The organism is Enterobacter soli (genome assembly GCF_964208575.1).
GTDB classification, from domain to species: domain Bacteria; phylum Pseudomonadota; class Gammaproteobacteria; order Enterobacterales; family Enterobacteriaceae; genus Enterobacter; species Enterobacter soli_A.
This window is the reverse complement of sequence record NZ_CAXOFU010000015.1, coordinates 13,700-32,280: the sequence shown is the minus strand read 5'-3', so window position 1 is coordinate 32,280 and position 18,581 is coordinate 13,700. Positions and strand designations below refer to the sequence as shown.

The window sequence follows — 18,581 nt, the reverse complement described above, 5'->3', positions numbered from 1 at the left end:
TCCCGGATTTTTACGTTATGTCTGATCGCGACACGCTTTTTTCCGCGCCTATCGCCAGCCTGGGCGACTGGACCTTTGATGAACGGGTAGCCGAAGTCTTCCCCGACATGATCCAGCGCTCTGTCCCAGGTTACTCCAATATTGTTTCTATGATTGGGATGCTGGCTGAGCGCTTCGTTCAGCCCGGCACGCAGGTTTATGACCTGGGTTGTTCGCTTGGCGCAGCAACGCTGTCGGTACGTCGTAACGTTCATCACGAAGGCTGTAAAATCATCGCCGTTGATAACTCTCCGGCGATGGTTGAACGCTGCCGTCGCCATATCGACGCCTATAAAGCCCCGACGCCGGTCGAGGTTGTTGAAGGCGATATCCGCGATATCGACATCAACAACGCGTCCATGGTCGTGCTGAACTTCACCCTGCAGTTCCTGGTGCCGGAAGATCGCCAGCTGCTGCTGGATAAGATTTACAAAGGGCTGAATCCTGGCGGCGCGCTGGTGCTGTCCGAGAAGTTCAGCTTTGAAGATGCCGACGTGGGCGAGCTGCTGTTCAACATGCACCACGATTTCAAGCGTGCCAACGGCTACAGCGAGCTGGAGATCAGCCAGAAGCGCAGCATGCTCGAGAACGTGATGCTGACCGACTCCGTCGAAACCCACAAAGCGCGCCTGCGCAGCGCCGGTTTTGAGCATAGCGAACTGTGGTTCCAGTGCTTTAACTTTGGCTCTCTTGTGGCGCTGAAAGACGGGGATGCGGCATGATCGAGTTCGGTAATTTCTATCAGTTAATCGCCAAAAATCACCTTTCCCACTGGCTGGAAACCCTGCCCGCGCAGATCGCCACCTGGCAGCGCGACCAGCAGCACGGCCTGTTAAAGCAGTGGGCAAACGCGGTGGAGTTTTTACCCGAGCTGAAGCCGCATCGTCTGGATCTGCTGCACAGCGTGACCGCCGAAAGCGAAGAGCCGCTCTCCGCCGGGCAGACCAACCGCATCGAAACGCTGATGCGCAACCTGATGCCGTGGCGCAAGGGGCCTTTCTCCCTGTACGGTGTGAACATTAATACGGAATGGCGTTCTGACTGGAAGTGGGATCGCGTGTTGCCTCACCTGTCCGATCTCAGCGGTCGTACCATTCTGGACGTGGGCTGCGGCAGCGGTTACCACATGTGGCGCATGATTGGCGCAGGCGCGCATCTGGCGGTCGGCATCGATCCGATGCAGCTGTTCCTGTGTCAGTTTGAAGCGGTGCGTAAGCTGCTTGGCAATGACCAGCGCGCGCACCTGCTGCCGCTGGGGATTGAGCAGCTCCCGGCGCTTAAGGCTTTTGATACCGTGTTCTCGATGGGCGTGCTGTACCACCGCCGTTCTCCGCTGGAGCATCTGTGGCAGCTGAAAGATCAGCTGGTCAGCGGCGGCGAGCTGGTGCTGGAAACGCTGGTCGTTGAAGGCGACGAAAACACCGTTCTGGTGCCCGGCGATCGCTATGCGCAGATGCGTAACGTGTACTTTATTCCGTCCGCGCTGGCGCTGAAAAACTGGCTGGAGAAGTGCGGGTTTGTGGATGTGCGTATCGCGGACGTGAGCGTGACGTCCATCGAAGAGCAGCGCCGCACCGACTGGATGATTACGGAATCGCTGGAGCAGTTCCTCGACCCGTCGGATCATAGCAAAACCATTGAAGGGTATCCGGCACCGATGCGCGCGGTGCTGATTGCGACGAAGCCGTAGTTTTGTGCCGGGTGGCGGCTGCGCCTTACCCGGCCTACTCGTATGCTTTCTCCAAAATAGTTCAAGCTGCAGCAAGGCGGCAACGCAGCGAATCCCCGGGAGCTTACACGAGTAAGTGACCGGGGTGAGCGAGGCGGCCAACGCGGCTGCGGCTTGAAATATGCAGGAGAAAAAAAGGCCCCTGTTGAAATTGCAGGGGCCTGGTACAAGCAAGCATCATATTGGGCGACATGATGCGCGGTAAAAATCGGTACGTTGCTACACGTGGTGACGTTCAATCATCGATTTCATTACCGCAACCGACTCTCCATCTACACCGTAACGTGAATACTCATCCGCTTCGGCATCCGTCGACATAGACAACCCTGTATTGCGATAACGCATGGGCGATGGCGTCCACTTGCCTGCGGAGCTATGCAGCTCCTCTACCCCTGCGTTTAAAAACAGTTCCAGATTGCTGGCGCGAACTCCTGCGCCTGCCATTATTTTTAGAACACCGGAATGTGCCTTTAGTTCCGTAATTAATTTCAATCCTTTTTCAGCAGACGACTGCTGGCCCGATGTCAGGACGCGCGCCACACCCAGTTCTGCCAAATTATCAAAGGCTTGCAGCGGGTTTTTGCACATATCAAAAGCGCGATGGAAAGTGACCGCCAGCCCGCCTGCCGCCGCCATAACCTGACGCATTCGCGGCATATCGACGCTGCCGTCTTCCTCAAGCAGGCCAATCACCAGCCCGGGAAAGCCGAGGTCGCGAACGAGGGCGATATCTTCAAGCATGGCACTGAACTCGCCCGCCGTGTAACAAAAATCACCGCCCCGCGGGCGGATGATGGGGTGAACCGAGATTGAAACGTGCTGACGTGCAGATTTCAGCATTCCGTATGAGGGCGTTAGCCCTCCTTCTTTCGGGGCCGCGCACAGTTCGATACGATCGGCTCCCCGCTCTTGCGCCGTTACGGCACACTCCACGCTGTAACAGCAAATCTCCAGCAGCGCCATTCAATCCTCCTTAAATTCAACTCAACGAATCATCATGCCACGCACGCGGTTTTTGATCCCGGCGTGAACTCACATCTCGTCCGCTTCACTGGCTACGATCTGTTCAATCGTCCAGGGATGAAACTTCACCGTCACCTGCCCGTCCGTCACCGCAAGGGTTGGGTTCGGCAGACGTTCGCGCTCGCCCTTCGGAGAGCTGGTTTTAACGAAGGTGCCCGGCTTGCTCAGCCCGTCGTCTGACAGCAGCGCCAGGGCGCGGGCGTTGAGGGTCTCCGGCTCGCCCGGCAGGACGATTTCGATGTGCTCCCAGCCTTCGTGCGGGTAGCGCTTTTCACCCGGCCAGGGCAGCTCCACCACGCTGAACTGCCAGTGCGCGACGCACACCGGTTCGTGCAGCTTGAACAGGCAGATCGGGCGTCCGTTGATGATGTTCTCGGAGAGCAGTTCACCGCACTGCTCGAAGCCGCGACGCCAGCGCTCTGCGGTCGCATTCTGGTGGCAGCGCAGGGAAATGTGATCGGCTTCAAGCGGCGCAATGTCCAGTCCCAGGCGGGTGGAAAGTTCTGTGAACGCCTGGGTGAAACGCGGGAGATCTGCGGAAATATCATGCAGTTCGTCAATTGATTGCCAGTTCGCCATAAAAAAGCCTCTCAGGGTGTCGCAAAGCCGCTAATTTACTCTGTTGCGCCGCGGCAACCAACCGCCGATTGACGGTTTTTATGACTGCATGATTATGCACGCTGTCTTAGCCTGGATTCTGTACAATCTTCGCCCCGCGCAGTGCTGACGCCAGAGGGCATTTGCAGTATACTCCCGCCCTAAATTCTTAAACGGGTGCGGGTGTTCGTGAATTCGCATCAAAAACGTAAGGTATCCAGGTGAATATTCAGGCTCTTCTCTCAGAAAAAGTCAGTCAGGCACTGATTGCCGCAGGCGCCCCTGCGGATTGCGAACCGCAGGTTCGTCAGTCAGCAAAAGTACAGTTTGGCGACTATCAGGCTAATGGCGTGATGGCAGTGGCTAAAAAACTGGGCATGCCACCGCGACAACTCGCTGAGCAGGTACTGACTCATCTGGATCTGGCCGGTATCGCCAGCAAAACTGAAATTGCCGGTCCGGGTTTTATCAATATCTTCCTCGACCCGGCGTTCCTCGCCAGCAACGTTGACGCGGCGCTGAAATCAGAGCGTCTGGGCGTAACGAAGCCAGAACCGCAGACCATCGTGATCGACTACTCTGCGCCAAACGTGGCGAAAGAGATGCACGTAGGCCACCTGCGCTCGACCATCATCGGCGACGCGGCCGTGCGCACGCTGGAGTTCCTCGGTCATAAGGTGATCCGCGCGAACCACGTGGGCGACTGGGGCACCCAGTTCGGGATGCTGATTGCCTATTTAGAGAAGCAGCAGCAGGAAAACGCGGGCGAAATGGCGCTGGCGGATCTCGAAGGTTTCTACCGTGAAGCGAAGAAGCACTACGACGAAGACGAAGCCTTCGCCGAGCGCGCGCGCAGCTACGTGGTGAAGCTGCAGGGCGGCGACCCGTACTTCCTCGAAATGTGGCGCAAGCTGGTCGACATCACCATGTCGCAGAACCAGCTGGCCTATACCCGTCTTAACGTCACCCTGACCCGTGACGATGTGATGGGCGAAAGCCTGTACAACCCAATGCTGCCGGGCATTGTGGCGGATCTGAAATCCAAAGGTCTGGCGGTTGAGAGCGAAGGCGCAACGGTGGTGTTCCTTGATGAGTACAAAAACAAGGAAGGCGAACCGATGGGCGTCATCATCCAGAAAAAGGATGGCGGCTACCTCTACACCACCACCGATATCGCCTGCGCGAAGTATCGCTACGAAAACCTTCACGCCGACCGCGTGCTGTACTACATTGACTCCCGCCAGCACCAGCACCTGATGCAGGCGTGGACTATCGTTCGTAAAGCGGGCTATGTGCCTGATTCGGTTCCGCTGGAACACCACATGTTCGGCATGATGCTGGGTAAAGACGGCAAGCCGTTTAAAACCCGCGCGGGCGGTACGGTGAAGCTGTCTGACCTGCTGGACGAAGCGCTGGAACGCGCGCGCCGTCTGGTTGCCGAGAAGAACCCGGATATGCCTGCTGATGAGCTGGAAAAACTGGCGAACGCGGTGGGTATCGGTGCGGTGAAATACGCGGATCTCTCCAAGAACCGCACCACCGACTACGTGTTCGACTGGGACAACATGCTGGCGTTTGAAGGTAACACCGCGCCGTACATGCAATACGCCTATACCCGCGTGCTGTCCGTGTTCCGCAAGGCCGACATCGACGAAAGCGCGCTGGCGAATGCCGCGGTGGTGATTAGCGAAGATCGTGAAGCCCAGCTGGCCGCGCGTCTGCTGCAGTTCGAAGAAACGCTGGCGGTGGTTGCTCGTGAAGGGACGCCGCACGTGATGTGTTCTTACCTGTACGACCTGGCGGGCCTGTTCTCTGGCTTCTACGAACACTGCCCTATTCTGTCTGCCGAAAACGAAGGCGTTCGCAACAGCCGCCTGAAGCTGGCGCAGCTGACGGCGAAGACCCTGAAGCTGGGTCTGGATACCCTGGGTATCGAAACCGTAGAACGTATGTAATAAAAACGTCCGCCTCCCGGGGCGGACGTTTCTCTTTCGCTGATAGTTACCCGGCTACAAGCACTTCGTAATCATCTACGTCCCACTCTTTATCCTGATAGCTAATGCTGCCGCCTTTGCGCAGGTGTGTACCCGCTTTGCCCACAAACAGCCCATTCGCGAATTTTGCCCTTGCGACGTAGAGCGGTTTGCCGTCGGCTTCGCGTCCAGCCTCAATCGCCCCTTTGGGGATCGCATGCCCTTTCACGGGAACCCATTTCACCGGCCCCACGTAAAGTTCAAATTCGCGACAGCTGTGTTCAGACCCGCCCCAGGGAATATAGGCGCCAAACCCATAAACCAATTTACCCGGATGAATACCGCCATTAAATTTGGCACGAATAATATAAAGAGGAATCGCTTTATTTGTACCCGGCGCATTATTTTCATAACCCGCTACCGGTGAATCCATTGCAATACAAATATCAGTAGATAACTTCCACATAATAACACTCCTTATTTAATTGCACTTCATTCGCGAGGGACGACGATTAAATATCAGTGATAGTATTAATTGAAATGACGTTATCAGGATGCTGCCAGATGACCACTTTAGCCAGCGAGGCCTGCGACCCCGGATAGATTGGGCGTTTTGAGGCGATATAGGTATGAAGGACGCCGGCTACCACCTGCGACCCTACGTACATATACGGGAAAACTTCAAGGCCATCAATATCGGCGAATGCACGCTGGAAAATATCGATTTGTTCATCAGACATTTTTTCCGCATTCATATTTACCGCAGGAGTAATGTTCACACCACCAACTGAATGACTCATAATACTTCTCCTTGTATTTCATTGAGAACTTTCTCTTAAGGCGAAATAAAAATACGGCAGATACTTAATTCATATTGTGTGTGAAATCACACTTCATCATATAAAACTTAATTAATTCGCAAACTCATTAACAGTGAAAATATATTTAGCAATTCACATTCACACCACCAATAAAAAAGCCTCTTTTTAAAAGAGGCTTTCGGTATTCTGAATTCAGAAATACTTCCGTAAATATTCCGTCAGGCACAGTATCGCCATCGCCTGCCCGTAGGGCATCGAGGTGAGCGGGATCTGGCGATAAAACTCAAGGTCGCTGCCCATCCCCGTCCCGAAGGACGTTTGCAGCAGCTCCCCTTCCGGGGAAATATTCTTCACAATGCCGCGAATCGCTTTTTCGGCAACCTCCGCGTATTCCGCCCCGACGTAGCGCTTGCGCACGGCTTTCAGAATGCCGTAGGCAAACCCGGCCGTGGCGGAGGCTTCGAGATAGGAGTTCGGATCGTCGAGCAGCGTGTGCCACAGCCCGGAGTCGTCCTGACACTGGGCCAGCGCCGCAATCTGCGCGTTCAGCACCTGAACCAGATAGCGGCGCACGGCGCTGGTTTCCGGTAAATCCACCAGCTCGAGGAAGTCCGGGATAACGATCGTCAGCCAGCTGTTCCCGCGCGCCCAGCGGGCGTTAGCGAAGTTGTGCTGCCCGTCGTAGCTCCAGCCGTGGAACCACAGTCCGGTTTCCCGATCCATCAGGTTTTGCACATGCAGCAGGAACTGGTAAATCGCCTCTTCAACGTACTCCGGCCTGTTGAGCAATTTACCGATCTTCGCCAGCGGCAGTACCGTCATCATCAGTGTGTCATCCCACATCTGCTGATGATTCTCTTCCGCCAGGGTGATGTGCTGCATACCGCCGTGAACGGTGCGCGGCATCTCGTTCATCGCCCACTCCGCCCAGCTCTCCAGCCACGGCAGCCAGGCTGGGTTTTTGCTCTCTTCATAGCGATACGCGAGGGTCAGGAACGGCGACATGGTATTGACGTTTTTGGTGGTCGCCCCTTCGGCAAAGCGGTCGGCGAACCAGCGGTCAATGATGTCGCGCATCTGCTCGTCGCCGGTCTGGCAGTAGTACTGCCAGATACCGTAAAGCCCGACGCCGTGCGTCCACTCCCACCCTGCCCAGCCTTTGGTGTCTATCACGCGCCCGTCGTCCAGTCGCAGCAAGAACTCACCCGTTTTATCGTGAATATTGACAAGATTGTGCGTCACTTTCTGAATCAGGGATTTCAGCTCGTCCCTGGCGATAAAGCGCTCGGGCTGACGCAGCAGCGGGCTATGTTTGACAGGCCAAACTTTCATCATCTTAACCTCTGTTGTATGTCGAATTCAGTACCGCGCGATCCTTCAGGGACGGCGCCGCAGGCTTATTACGATTCAGATAACCAATGTTGTTATTGCCCCACAGCGACTCAAACGGCATACCGGCCAGCAGTTCGACCGTTGCCCGCGCCTGCGGCGTGGCCGTCTCCGGCATCACCCGGCCAGACTCGCGCATTTTGGCCGTCTCCTCGCGCAGGACGCTGTGGGTGTGTAAGTTCAGCTTGAAGCGCAGGGAGACCAGGAAGCCGCAGAACAGCACGAGGATGGTTCCCACGCTCAGGATCATCAGAATGGTATGGCTCACCTCGGCAGGCTGGACCTTCTGCCCGCTCACAAAGCCGGACATCTGCATCACGATGCCCACCAGCATTACCGCGCCCGCCTGAGAGGCTTTGCGCGTCAGGGTCATGATGCCCGCGAAGATCCCCTCGCGGCGCTGGCCGGTGATCACTTCATCCACGTCAGCAATATAGGTGTAGGTGTTCCACGGCACGTAGTTGATCCCGCCGCGTCCAAGCCCCGCCACCGCAGACACCAGCAGCAGAAGCGAATAGACGTCGCTCAGCCCGGCGTAATAGAGCAAGGCATAGGAGAGAGAGGCCAGGCCAAACAGCACCACCACCATGCGATACGACGGCGCAGGCCCGAAGCGGATGCACAGCGGGATCATGGCGATCACGGCGATAAACTGGAAGGTCGCCATGGTGCCAAGCAGGTTTGAGGCCATTGAAGCCTCCTGCATCAGCACAAACACCACGTAGTAGGTGAAGACCGCGTTGAACACGTCCTGGGCGATATACCCGCCGAGGTACATGCCCAGATGCTGGCGGAAAATTTTAATGCGCAGGGTTGAGCTTAGCTCGACAAACAGGCGGTTCAGGCTCTGCCCGAGCGTCAGCTTTTTCTTCTCCTCTTCGGCGCGCAGCGCGGCTTCGGTCCACTCTTCGCGCGGACGCTCCCAGGTGAAGAACCAGACGAAGGTCAGCATCAGGGCGCACAGCACCGAGAAGACGAGGCTTGCGTAGAAGAACGAGATGGCGTTGTCTTTGCCGAACTGGGTCAGCAGGATCCCAGGCAGGAAAGAGGCCAGGATAGCGGACATCTGCGCCATGGAAATACGCGCGCCGGAGAACTTGGTTTTCTGTTTGAAATCGTCGGTCATTTCCGGCACCAGCGTTTCATACGGCACCAGGATCATGGTGTAGACGATATCGAACACCAGATAGGTCAGCAGGTAGTACCAGAAACTCATGTCCCCTACCCACATCAGCGAGTAGCTGAACACGCAGGGAATGCCGAGCAGGATGAAGAACTTGCGGCGGCCAAAGCGCTTGCCGAGCCAGGTGGTGCCGAAGTTATCGGTCATAAAGCCCATCAGCGGGCTGACCACCGCGTCCAGCACCCTGGCGGCAGCGAAGATGAATGTTGCCTCAATAGGCGAGAGTCCACAGAAGGTCGTATAAAAATACAAAAGCCAGGCAGCGGTCAGGGCGGTCGTCCCGGCCCCGAGGAAATCGCCTGAACCATAAGCAAGGTAGTTTGCGAGTCCGATTTTACGTTTTTTCATTGCCGTCAACCCTAATCAGTGTTGGGAGACTCCCTGTAAACAGCCTCATCCGGGAGTTTTTACACGGCTACAGTAAGAGTATCGCCCTGGGGATACCTTTCTGTTTCTGCCACCGCACCGGGGCGAATGGCAAAAATGCAAAGAGTGTCGCTACGCGTGTCACTGATTTATAAAACAGCGTTTCTTTTGTATCAAAAGGAGGGGTCAATTTTGCGAGCCAGCCATCAGAATCGCCTGATGACCGGCGTGAGGCGGGACTTAACGGTAGTTCACAATCACGGCGTTGCTCTGCACTTTCAGCGCCGGGATCAGCCGTCCGCCGCCGGGGACTTCCCAGATAAAGCGCAGCGGCTCATCGGCAGAAACGCCGCTGAAGGCTTGGGTAGTGCCGCTCTCAGCATCCACCTGGGTACAGCGGGTCTGAGAGCACAGGCGGGCGATCAGCCCGGCGGGCGTGGGGCCAATCAGCCGGTAGTTCCAGGCGACCAGGGTCATCTGGCCGGAGACCGCCTCAGACGGCGCCAGCGGGCGCGACGACATCGCCACGCCGCGGTTGCTGAGGGTCACCCCGATGCTGCTCGCCTGCCACGTCCCCTCGCCCGCGGCCTGAGCCATCAGCGGGAAGAATAAGATCCACAGACACCTGCGCATTATTTGCCTCCAATGGTCGCGGTCATGCGAATGTGGCGGTTGTCCGACAGCTCCATGTTTGACAGCACCACCAGCTGCGACAGGCTGCGGCGCAGGAAGCGCGACAGCAGCGGACGCAGGGCGTGATTCACCAGCAGCACCGGCGGCGCGCCGAGCATCTCCTGACGCGCCAGCGCCTCCTGCGTTTGCGCCAGCAGCCGGTCGGCCAGACCCGGCTCCAGACCGCCGCCGCCCTGCAGTGCCTGCAGCAGCAGACGCTCCAGCGGGGTGTCGAGGCCAATCACCTGCACTTCGCCGGTGCCCGGGAACCACTGCTGGGTGATGGCGCGTCCCAGCGCCACGCGCACCACGGCGGTAAGCTCGTGCGGATCGCTTTGCAGCGGCGCGTGCTCGGCCAGCGTCTCCAGAATGGTGCGCATGTCGCGGATCGGCACTTTTTCATCGAGAAGATTTTGCAGCACCTTGTGCAGGGTGGTCAGCGTCAGCACGCCCGGCACCAGATCTTCGGTCAGCTTCGGCATCTCCTGGGTCACGCGGTCAAGCAGCTGCTGCGCCTCCTGACGACCGAACAGCTCGGCGGAGAATTGCCCAATCAGGTGGTTCAGGTGGGTTGCTACCACGGTACTGGCCTCAACCACGGTATAGCCCTGAATTTGCGCCTGCTCTTTCAGGGCGCTCTCGATCCAGATAGCCGCCAGGCCAAACGCCGGATCGATGGTTTGCTCGCCCGGCAGCGTGCCCGCCGCCGTGCCCGGGTTAATTGCCAGCCAGCGCCCCGGGTAGGCGTCGCCGCTGCCAATCTCAACCCCTTTCATCAGAATGCGGTAGCGCGCGGGCGGGAGATCCATGTTGTCGCGAATATGAACCACCGGCGGCAGGAAGCCCATCTCCTGAGCAAACTTCTTACGAATGCTGCGGATACGCCCGAGCAGCTCGCCGTCCTGCTGGAAGTCCACCATCGGGATCAGGCGATAGCCCACCTCCATCCCCAGAGAATCCTCCAGCTGGACGTCGTTCCAGGTGGCTTCCACCGCCTGGGCGTTCTCCTGCACCTTGTTGACCGGCGCAGGCTCGGCGACCGGCTTGTTTTCACGGCCGCGCATCCACCAGGCAAGACCCAGCAGGCCCGCGGTAAACAGCAGGAACACCAGGTTTGGCATGCCCGGCACCATGCCGAGCAGGCCGAGCACCGCCGCCGCCAGCAGCATGACGCGCGGGTTGCTGAAAAGCTGCCCGACCATCTGCTCACCAACGTCCTGATCGGTGCTGACGCGGGTGACGATCACGCCCGCCGCGGTGGAGATAACCAGCGCCGGGATCTGCGCGACCAGGCCGTCACCGATGGTCAGCAGCGTGTAGCTTTCCGCCGCGTGGCCCATGTCCATTCCGTGCTGCAGCACGCCCACCAGCAGGCCGCCCACCACGTTGATGACCATGATCAGGATCCCGGCGATGGCGTCGCCGCGCACGAACTTACTCGCACCGTCCATCGAACCGTAAAAGTCCGCTTCCTGCGTCACTTCCGCACGGCGTTTTTTCGCTTCGTCTTCGGCAATCAGGCCGGCGTTAAGATCGGCGTCAATCGCCATCTGCTTGCCGGGCATCCCGTCCAGCACGAAGCGCGCGCCCACTTCCGCGATACGCCCGGCACCTTTGGTGATAACCATAAAGTTGATGATAACGAGGATGACGAACACCACGATACCGATGGCGAAGTTGCCGCCCACGAGGAAGTGGCCGAAGGCTTCAACCACCTTACCCGCCGCCGCCGCACCGGTATGCCCTTCCATCAGGATGATACGCGTGGAGGCCACGTTCAGCGCCAGGCGCAGCAGCGTGGTAAACAGCAGAATGGTCGGGAACGCCGCGAACTCCAGGGTACGCTGGGTGAACATCGCCACCAGCAGCACCATGATCGACAGGGCAATGTTGAATGTGAAAAGCAGGTCGAGGATGAACGCCGGAAGCGGCAGTACCATCATCGACAGAATCAGCAGGATGAGAATCGGCCCGGCCAGGATTTGCCATTGCGTCGATTTCATGTTGCTCGGCAGGCGCAACATTGCCACCAGATTAGCCATCAGTGTCCTTCTCGTTCATAAAATCCAGCGCTTCAGGCACTGGAAGGTTTTCAGGTTTCACAGGTCGTTGACCGCCTGCTAAACGCCAGCGTTTCAGTTGCCATACCCAGGCGAGCACTTCTGCCACGGCGGCATAGAGCTGGCCCGGGATCTGTTGTCCGATCTCCGCATGGCGGTACAAGGCACGCGCCAGCGGCGGTGCTTCAAGAATGGGAACCCGGTTTTCAGTGGCGATTTCACGAATGCGCAGCGCAATCAGCCCCGCCCCTTTCGCCACCACCTTCGGCGCGCTCATTTTGTTTTCGTCGTACTGTAAGGCCACCGAGTAGTGCGTCGGGTTGGTCACAATAACGTCCGCTTTCGGAACATCTTCCATCATGCGGCGGCGGGCGGCGGCACGCTGCATCTGGCGGATACGCCCCTTCACGTGGGGGTCACCTTCCATCTGCTTATATTCATCACGGATATCCTGGCGGGACATGCGCAGCTTCTTGATGTGGGTGTAAATCTGAAAGAAGACGTCAAAACCCACCATCGGAATGATGCTCAGCACCACCAGCAGCGCGCACAGCCCGACGAGGTTCATGGCATTGCTCATGGCGGTGAGCGGCGATTCGCTGATAAGGCGCATCATCTCCGGCCAGTTGTGCAGCAGGAAAAAGCCGGCGGCGCTGCCCATCAGCGTGGATTTCAGGATGGCTTTCAGCAGCTCTGCCCCCGTCTGGGCAGAAAACATGCGCGCGATACCCGGCAGCGGGTTGAGTTTGGAAAACTTCGGCTGCAGCGACTTAGCGCTAAAGACCAGCCCGCCCAGCATCACCGGGGAGACAATCGCGACCAGCACCACCCCGGCTATCAGCGGCAGCAGCGCAATCATGGCGCCTTTAATGAGCAAAATGATCTGGCTGAGGATCAGGTTCGGGTCGTTGACCATGCTGTGATCGAACCGCAGCCCGGTCGCGAGCATTCCCGCCAGCCTTCGGGCGAGCGCCTCCCCACCCAGCCAGATTATGCATACGCCTACTATCAGAATAAGCAGGGATGTCAGCTCTCTGGAACGGGGGATTTGCCCTTCCTCACGCGCTTTTTCGAGTCGGTGGGGTGTGGGGGCTTCCGTTTTGTCTTCGTTATCTTCTTCTGCCACAGTGCGCGCTCGCAGCCCATTACGTCACGCATATCATGCCAGAGCACCGGGCTATCAATGGGCGGAAAAGCCTCCATAACTCCGCCTTTTTAGGCTGTTTACGCCAGCGGTACTTATTGCAGCAGCGCGCCCAACCGCCCGGATAAATAGCATCAAATAACGGCGAGTGGAACATAGATATTTTTTATATATGAACTCTATTAAATTCATCTGTGATATTAACTGTGAAATATTTAGGGCGAATTTCACATTCCCAGACCTAATAACTTAAAGTAAACAGATAGCCGTCAGAAATACTGTTGCGAATCATTTTAAGTTTGATATGATCTTAATATTGAATAGACTATTTTATATAAATCAAAGGCTGTCACTCATTCAGGTGATGAGTTTTAGTTATTTATTCAATCTCCATTTGCATTCAGTACATGGATAAATTAGATAAGGAACTTCCACGTATGAAATTGACTTCAACCCTCCTCGCGGGCACTTTTTTCGCAATGGCTTCATCAAGTGTATTGGCTGCAGAAATGAATGCCGGCACCATTCACTTCACCGGCTTAATTATTGAACCCAGCTGCACCATTGTGGGCGACAACGGCACCGACAGCACCGTTCCGTTGGGGACTTTCCCGACGTCGCTGTTCAGCAAAACCGGCGATGAATCTCCGCTGGTGCCTTTCTCCATTACGCTTGCCGACTGCCCGGTGCAGAGCGACGGTTTGCCGTCAGTCCAGCTGACGTTTAACGGCACCACGGATTTAACCAAGTCCACTTCCTTACTTGACGTCAGTAAACTCTCCACCGACGGCGATACTGCGGCAACGGGCGTGGGCATCGCGATTAGCCCGGATGGAAAAGACTCGACCCTGATTACCTTTGACGGTGCGGAAGAGCAGATTTATATCCCGCTGTCGACGAAGTCCACCAATACCATTAAACAAGATTTCAACGCGCGCTATCGTTCATTCGCCGCCACGGTGACGGCGGGTCCAGCAGACGCAGATTTAACCGTTAATATTCTTTATCGTTGATAGTTCCTCAATATATATATTAATAACGGATAAATTTAATAACGGTCACAATCTCACCTGGCAGCAGATAATAAGGGTAATAATTGCGCTCGTTCGGATTATTACCCTTTCACGCCTTAATGGACACATTGCAGGTCTTATTTATGCGTTTAACTCTCATCACCCTATTACTCATTTCAGGCTTCCATTACTCCAGCGCTGATGCAGCAGGTATACAGGTCGGAAGAACACGCATTATTTACGATGCAAATAAAAAAGAGATTGCACTGCCGCTCACCAATAACGACAGCGAACTGCCGTGGCTGATTCAGGCCTGGGCCGATACCGGCGACGGAAAAACCCGCGCGCCGTTTATCGTCACGCCGCCGCTGTTTCGCCTTGACCCGCTCAAGGAACAAAGCCTGCGCATTACCTGGACCGGCGCGCCGCTGCCGGAAGACCGGGAATCGCTGTTTTACATGAACGTCCGCACCATACCTGCCGTGGCGAAAGACGACGCCGCTAAAAACGTGCTCAGGCTGGTGTATAAAACCCGCCTCAAGCTTTTCTGGCGACCGCAGGGGATCCGCGGGACGGCGAAAGAGTCGTGCAAAAACCTGGCCTTTAAGCGGCTGGGCAACACCTTACAGGTTGAAAGCAGAGGCGCGTTCCACAGCGTGTTTGACTCCCTCTCGCTCGGCGGGGTGCGGGTAAAAAATGCCGACACGCTTGCCCCGTTCAGCACCCTGTCCCTGCCTTTGCCGTCAGCGGCGAAGGGGAACACGGTGACGTGGCGCTGCATTACGGACTACGGCAACCCGTCCGAAAAATACACCGCAATTCTTAACCAGGGATGATTTATCGGCATGATGTATAAATCGAAGCCCGGTTTTCGACGGTTCACTGAGCCTGTCCCGCTGCGCATCAGCGTACTGATCGCCCTTGCGATTGTGGCCTCCTCGCAGGCGCGGGCCAGGGACTATTACTTCTCGCCCTCTTCGCTGGAAGGCGACGTGCTGGCGCAGCAGGACGTCGATCTGTCGCTGTTTTCAAAAACCAACGCCCAGCTGCCGGGGCGCTATCCGTCGCGCATCCGGCTCAACGAAACATGGCTTGACGACGTGACGCTGACCTACGTCAACGGCCCGGACGGGTATCTCCAGCCGCAGCTTACGCCGCTGATGCTGCGCCAGTGGGGCGTGAAGGTCGACAACTTCCCCGTGCTTGCCGACCTGCCCGCGAATGAACCCATTCCCAAGCGCATTGGACACTACATTCCGCTGGCCAGCACCACGCTGGAATTTTCCACCCTGACGCTGAAAATCAGTATTCCGCAGGCGGCGGTGAACGACGTCAGCCGCGGGTATATCGACCCGGCGCTGTGGGACGACGGCGTGCCGGTGATGTTTGCGGACTACGCCTTCTCAGGCCTGCAAAGCAGCAACAGCAGCACCACGACTTCCAGCCAGTATCTGAACCTGCGCAGCGGCATTAACGCGGGAGGCTGGCGCCTGCGTAACTACTCGACCTGGAGCCAGTCGCCGGATAACGCCGCCTGGGAATCCATCAGCACCTTTTTGCAGCACGATCTTGACCTGCTCAAGGCCCAGTTCACCGTCGGGGAAAACAGCACCCGGGGCGACGTCTTCGACAGCCTGCAGTATCGCGGGGTCAACCTTGCCTCTGACGAGCAGATGCTGCCCTATAGCCAGCGCGGATTTGCGCCCACGATTCGCGGCATCGCCAGTTCGAACGCCGAAGTGTCCGTGCGCCAGAACGGCTATCTGATCTATCAGAAGAACGTCGCGCCGGGCGCCTTTGAGATAACCGACCTCTATTCCACCACCAACAGCGGCGATCTGGAGATCACGGTCAAAGAGGCGGACGGCACCGAGCACCGCTTTATTCAGCCCTACTCCAGCGTGGCGGTGATGCAGCGTCAGGGCCATATGAAGTATGAAGTGACGGCGGCGCGCTACCGGGCGAACGGCTACGACAGCCATAACGAGCCCCTGTTTGCCCAGGGCAGTCTGATTTACGGTGTGAATAACATTCTGACCCTGTTTGGCGGCATCACCGCCTCGGATAAGTATCACGCCGGCAATACGGGTGCCGGGATCTCGCTGGGCCCGCTCGGCTCTATCTCCGCCGACGTGACCTTTGCCAAAGCGACGCTGGATAACGACACCACCAGCAAGGGCACCTCGTATCGCCTGCTCTATTCGGGCAAAATCGACACCACGGACACCAACTTCACCCTCGCCAGCTACCGCTATTCCACGCAGGGCTACTACAGCTTTGAGGATGCCAACCAGAAGTACGATCCGCAGGAGTCCGACTGGACGTTCCACTACAACAAGCGCAACCGCATTCAGGCCAGCATCAGCCAGTCACTGTGGGGCAGCAGCTTCTACCTCAACGGCTATCAGCAGGACTACTGGAAAACGTCCGCGCGGGAACGCAGCTTCTCCGCAGGCGTTAACACGGTGATCCGCGGCGTGAGCCTGCACCTGGCGTGGACGCACAGCAAAACCGGGGACGACAGCAAAGACAGCCGGATCTCCTTTGGCCTCAGCATGCCGCTAAGCCGCTGGCTGCCGCGCGCCTGGAGCAGCTACAACCTCAGCAACAGCAAAAGCGGCGGCACCAGCCAGAGCCTCGGTCTCAACGGCACGCTGCTTGACGATGAACGTCTGAGCTATGCCCTCCAGCAGAGCCGTTCAGGGGATGAAGGCGTGAACAACAGCAGCGTTTACGGCAGCTATCGTTCGCAGTACGCCAACCTGAACGCCGGGTATTTCACCTCCTCGGAAAACAACAGCCAGCTCAGCTACGGCGCAAGCGGCGCGCTGGTGGCGCACCCGCACGGGGTGACACTTTCTCAGCCGCTGGGCAGCCAGTTCGCGGTGATCAACGCCAACGGCGCCTCCGGCGTGCGCTTCCTTAACCAGCGCGGCATTCAGACCGACTGGCTGGGGAACGCGGTGATCCCGTCCCTGACCCCGTATCAGGAAAACACCATTCGCATAGACACCACCACCCTGCCGCCGGATGTGGACAGCACGGACACGGCGGTCACCGTGATCCCGACCCGCAGCGCGGCGGTGCGCGCCACCTTTGACGCCAGGGTAGGCTACCGGGTCCTGGTCACCCTGACCCGCCCTCAGGGTCGGCTTGTGCCGTTTGGCGCGGTCGCCACCAGCGCAGACCAGAAGCTGTCCGGCATCGTGGATGATACCGGCACGCTCTATCTTGCCGGTCTACGCGACGATACCCGGCTCTCCGTACAGTGGGGGGACAACCCCGACCAACGCTGTACCGCCGCCATTACGCTCAACGAACTCAAGCGGCCTGCCAATAAAGCAGGGATCCGCCTCCTGACTGCACCATGCCAACCGGAGAGTGCCCGTGAACCTTAATACTTCGCTTCGCTTACTTGCTCTGGCCTCCTGCGTTTCGGCCTCCTCGGGGCACGCGGCGGTGACCACGCTCAAAAACTGCTTTTCGGGCGCGGCTGATTATTCTGCGAACTATACGCGTGAGCTGTCGACTACCGAAAACACCCAGAACCGTGCGCTGGTGATCAACCATCATATTGTCGGCAGCGGCGGCGAATTAACCGCCTCCTGCGCCTGCCCGGCGAATCTTTTCGCCACCACCACGGTGCTGGAAGTCTCGCTGTCCTCCAGCCCGCTTAGCCCCGGGGTCAGCGGCTACGGTTATCTCACGGAAAACGTGGATATCGACGTCGAAGGCTACAGCAACGCGATTAATGCGCCGGACGGCGCGGGGATATTTGCCCTGCCCGTCGACACCTACCCGACACCGGTGGGCTCACGCTACAAGCTCATCGAAAACCTGAGATATCAGGAAGGCCAGGCCAGCGTCTGCAGCGACGCAACCCGACCGAAGGGCAGCACCACCACCAAACGCCGGTTCAAGTGGAACGTGATGGGCATGACCTTCTACATCAAAAAACCGATCATTGGTGAAGAGGTGATCCCCTCAACGCTGGTGGTGCAGAACTACGTCTGCCTCTATTTTGGCTCCGGGGGTAGCTGCGACTTAAACTACGCGCAGCACGTGTCTAACATCTATCTGAGCGGGGTTCTCAGCGCGCCCCTGAACTGCGTGATTAACGCCGGGAGCACTATTGAGATAGAAATGGGCAATATTGTGACCAGTAGCTTCGTCGCAAAGGGCCAGCCGCCCAGAGGCTATACCCTAAAAGATGTGAACATCTCCTGGAAATGTAACGGCTCGGAGGTTGGGAACGATGACAAAATCAAGCTAACGCTGATTGCCGATCAGGGGGTGGCGGAAGGCAGCGACGCGCTGATTGGCAAAATGCTGAACCGCGACGATCTGGGCGTCCGGCTTTATGAAAACGGCAAAGACGTGGTGCTGGACGGCAGCGTGGAGTTCCCGATAACCCTGGACGAACAGGGCAACGGCAAGTTCCAGCTCCAGGCGGCTCCGGTCAGTACCACGGCGGCAAAGCCGGCGGCGGGAGCGTTTGAAGGGAATATGACGGTCAAAATGGAGCTGCGGTAAACCTCTCCTCAGGCTGTTTTCACAGCCTGAGGAGAGGCG

16 protein-coding genes are annotated in these 18,581 nt (G+C 57.6%); 7 read left to right on the top strand and 9 right to left on the bottom strand.

Annotated elements, in window-relative coordinates:
* Nucleotides 1–17 precede the first annotated feature (17 nt).
* Complete coding sequence (gene cmoA / locus AB6V08_RS15630) at nucleotides 18–761, top strand: carboxy-S-adenosyl-L-methionine synthase CmoA (RefSeq protein ID WP_368543746.1); 744 nt, start codon at nucleotides 18–20, stop codon at nucleotides 759–761.
* The gene (gene cmoB / locus AB6V08_RS15625) at nucleotides 758–1,729 is read left to right on the top strand and encodes a tRNA 5-methoxyuridine(34)/uridine 5-oxyacetic acid(34) synthase CmoB (RefSeq protein WP_368543745.1); all 972 of its coding nucleotides are present in this window, start codon (nucleotides 758–760) and stop codon (nucleotides 1,727–1,729) included. The genes cmoA and cmoB overlap by 4 nt, the downstream gene beginning before the upstream one ends.
* A gap of 258 nt (nucleotides 1,730–1,987) precedes the next feature.
* Here the strand turns inward: cmoB and cutC are convergent, their stop codons facing one another.
* Nucleotides 1,988–2,731 (bottom strand): copper homeostasis protein CutC, encoded by a 744-nt coding sequence (cutC, locus tag AB6V08_RS15620; protein ID WP_368543744.1) that lies wholly within the window; start codon nucleotides 2,729–2,731, stop codon nucleotides 1,988–1,990.
* A 69-nt stretch (nucleotides 2,732–2,800) separates the two neighbouring features.
* Nucleotides 2,801–3,370 carry a VOC family protein gene (locus AB6V08_RS15615; RefSeq protein WP_368543743.1) on the bottom strand — a complete coding sequence of 190 codons (570 nt, stop codon included), beginning with the start codon at nucleotides 3,368–3,370 and terminating at the stop codon, nucleotides 2,801–2,803.
* Nucleotides 3,371–3,609: 239 nt separating this feature from the next.
* Between AB6V08_RS15615 and argS the strand changes: the two genes are divergently transcribed.
* A complete protein-coding gene (argS, locus tag AB6V08_RS15610) occupies nucleotides 3,610–5,343 on the top strand; it encodes an arginine--tRNA ligase (RefSeq protein ID WP_368543742.1) in 1,734 nt (577 codons plus the stop codon).
* A 46-nt stretch (nucleotides 5,344–5,389) separates the two neighbouring features.
* Here the strand turns inward: argS and AB6V08_RS15605 are convergent, their stop codons facing one another.
* The 7 genes from AB6V08_RS15605 to flhB all read right to left on the bottom strand — a co-directional run bounded on the left by AB6V08_RS15605 (nucleotide 5,390) and on the right by flhB (nucleotide 12,978).
* Nucleotides 5,390–5,827: a DUF3421 domain-containing protein gene (locus AB6V08_RS15605; RefSeq protein ID WP_368543741.1), complete on the bottom strand. Its 438-nt coding sequence runs from the start codon at nucleotides 5,825–5,827 to the stop codon at nucleotides 5,390–5,392.
* Nucleotides 5,828–5,873: 46 nt separating this feature from the next.
* Nucleotides 5,874–6,161, bottom strand: coding sequence for a hypothetical protein (locus AB6V08_RS15600; protein WP_368543740.1), 288 nt, complete (start codon nucleotides 6,159–6,161; stop codon nucleotides 5,874–5,876).
* 213 nt (nucleotides 6,162–6,374) lie between these two features.
* Nucleotides 6,375–7,514 carry a beta-galactosidase BglB gene (gene bglB, locus AB6V08_RS15595; RefSeq protein ID WP_368543739.1) on the bottom strand — a complete coding sequence of 380 codons (1,140 nt, stop codon included), beginning with the start codon at nucleotides 7,512–7,514 and terminating at the stop codon, nucleotides 6,375–6,377.
* Nucleotides 7,515–7,518: 4 nt separating this feature from the next.
* Entirely contained in the window at nucleotides 7,519–9,102 is a 1,584-nt protein-coding gene (locus AB6V08_RS15590; protein ID WP_368543738.1) for an MFS transporter, read from the bottom strand.
* 258 nt (nucleotides 9,103–9,360) lie between these two features.
* On the bottom strand, nucleotides 9,361–9,753 hold the full coding sequence (gene flhE, locus AB6V08_RS15585) for a flagellar protein FlhE (RefSeq protein ID WP_368543737.1): 393 nt from the start codon (nucleotides 9,751–9,753) through the stop codon (nucleotides 9,361–9,363).
* Complete coding sequence (flhA, locus tag AB6V08_RS15580; protein WP_368543736.1) at nucleotides 9,753–11,834, bottom strand: flagellar biosynthesis protein FlhA; 2,082 nt, start codon at nucleotides 11,832–11,834, stop codon at nucleotides 9,753–9,755. The genes flhE and flhA overlap by 1 nt, the downstream gene beginning before the upstream one ends.
* Nucleotides 11,827–12,978: a flagellar biosynthesis protein FlhB gene (gene flhB / locus AB6V08_RS15575; protein WP_368543735.1), complete on the bottom strand. Its 1,152-nt coding sequence runs from the start codon at nucleotides 12,976–12,978 to the stop codon at nucleotides 11,827–11,829. Before flhB ends, flhA begins: the two co-directional genes overlap by 8 nt.
* Nucleotides 12,979–13,475: 497 nt before the next feature.
* Here flhB and AB6V08_RS15570 point away from each other — a divergent pair, with 497 nt between their 5' ends.
* From AB6V08_RS15570 to AB6V08_RS15555, 4 genes are all read left to right on the top strand, one after another.
* The gene (locus AB6V08_RS15570; RefSeq protein ID WP_368543734.1) at nucleotides 13,476–14,009 is read left to right on the top strand and encodes a fimbrial protein; all 534 of its coding nucleotides are present in this window, start codon (nucleotides 13,476–13,478) and stop codon (nucleotides 14,007–14,009) included.
* Nucleotides 14,010–14,152: 143 nt separating this feature from the next.
* Nucleotides 14,153–14,845 (top strand): molecular chaperone, encoded by a 693-nt coding sequence (locus AB6V08_RS15565; protein ID WP_368543733.1) that lies wholly within the window; start codon nucleotides 14,153–14,155, stop codon nucleotides 14,843–14,845.
* Nucleotides 14,846–14,854: 9 nt separating this feature from the next.
* On the top strand, nucleotides 14,855–17,407 hold the full coding sequence (locus AB6V08_RS15560; RefSeq protein WP_368543732.1) for a fimbria/pilus outer membrane usher protein: 2,553 nt from the start codon (nucleotides 14,855–14,857) through the stop codon (nucleotides 17,405–17,407).
* A complete protein-coding gene (locus tag AB6V08_RS15555) occupies nucleotides 17,397–18,542 on the top strand; it encodes a fimbrial protein (protein ID WP_368543731.1) in 1,146 nt (381 codons plus the stop codon). The genes AB6V08_RS15560 and AB6V08_RS15555 overlap by 11 nt, the downstream gene beginning before the upstream one ends.
* Nucleotides 18,543–18,581: the final 39 nt, after the last annotated feature.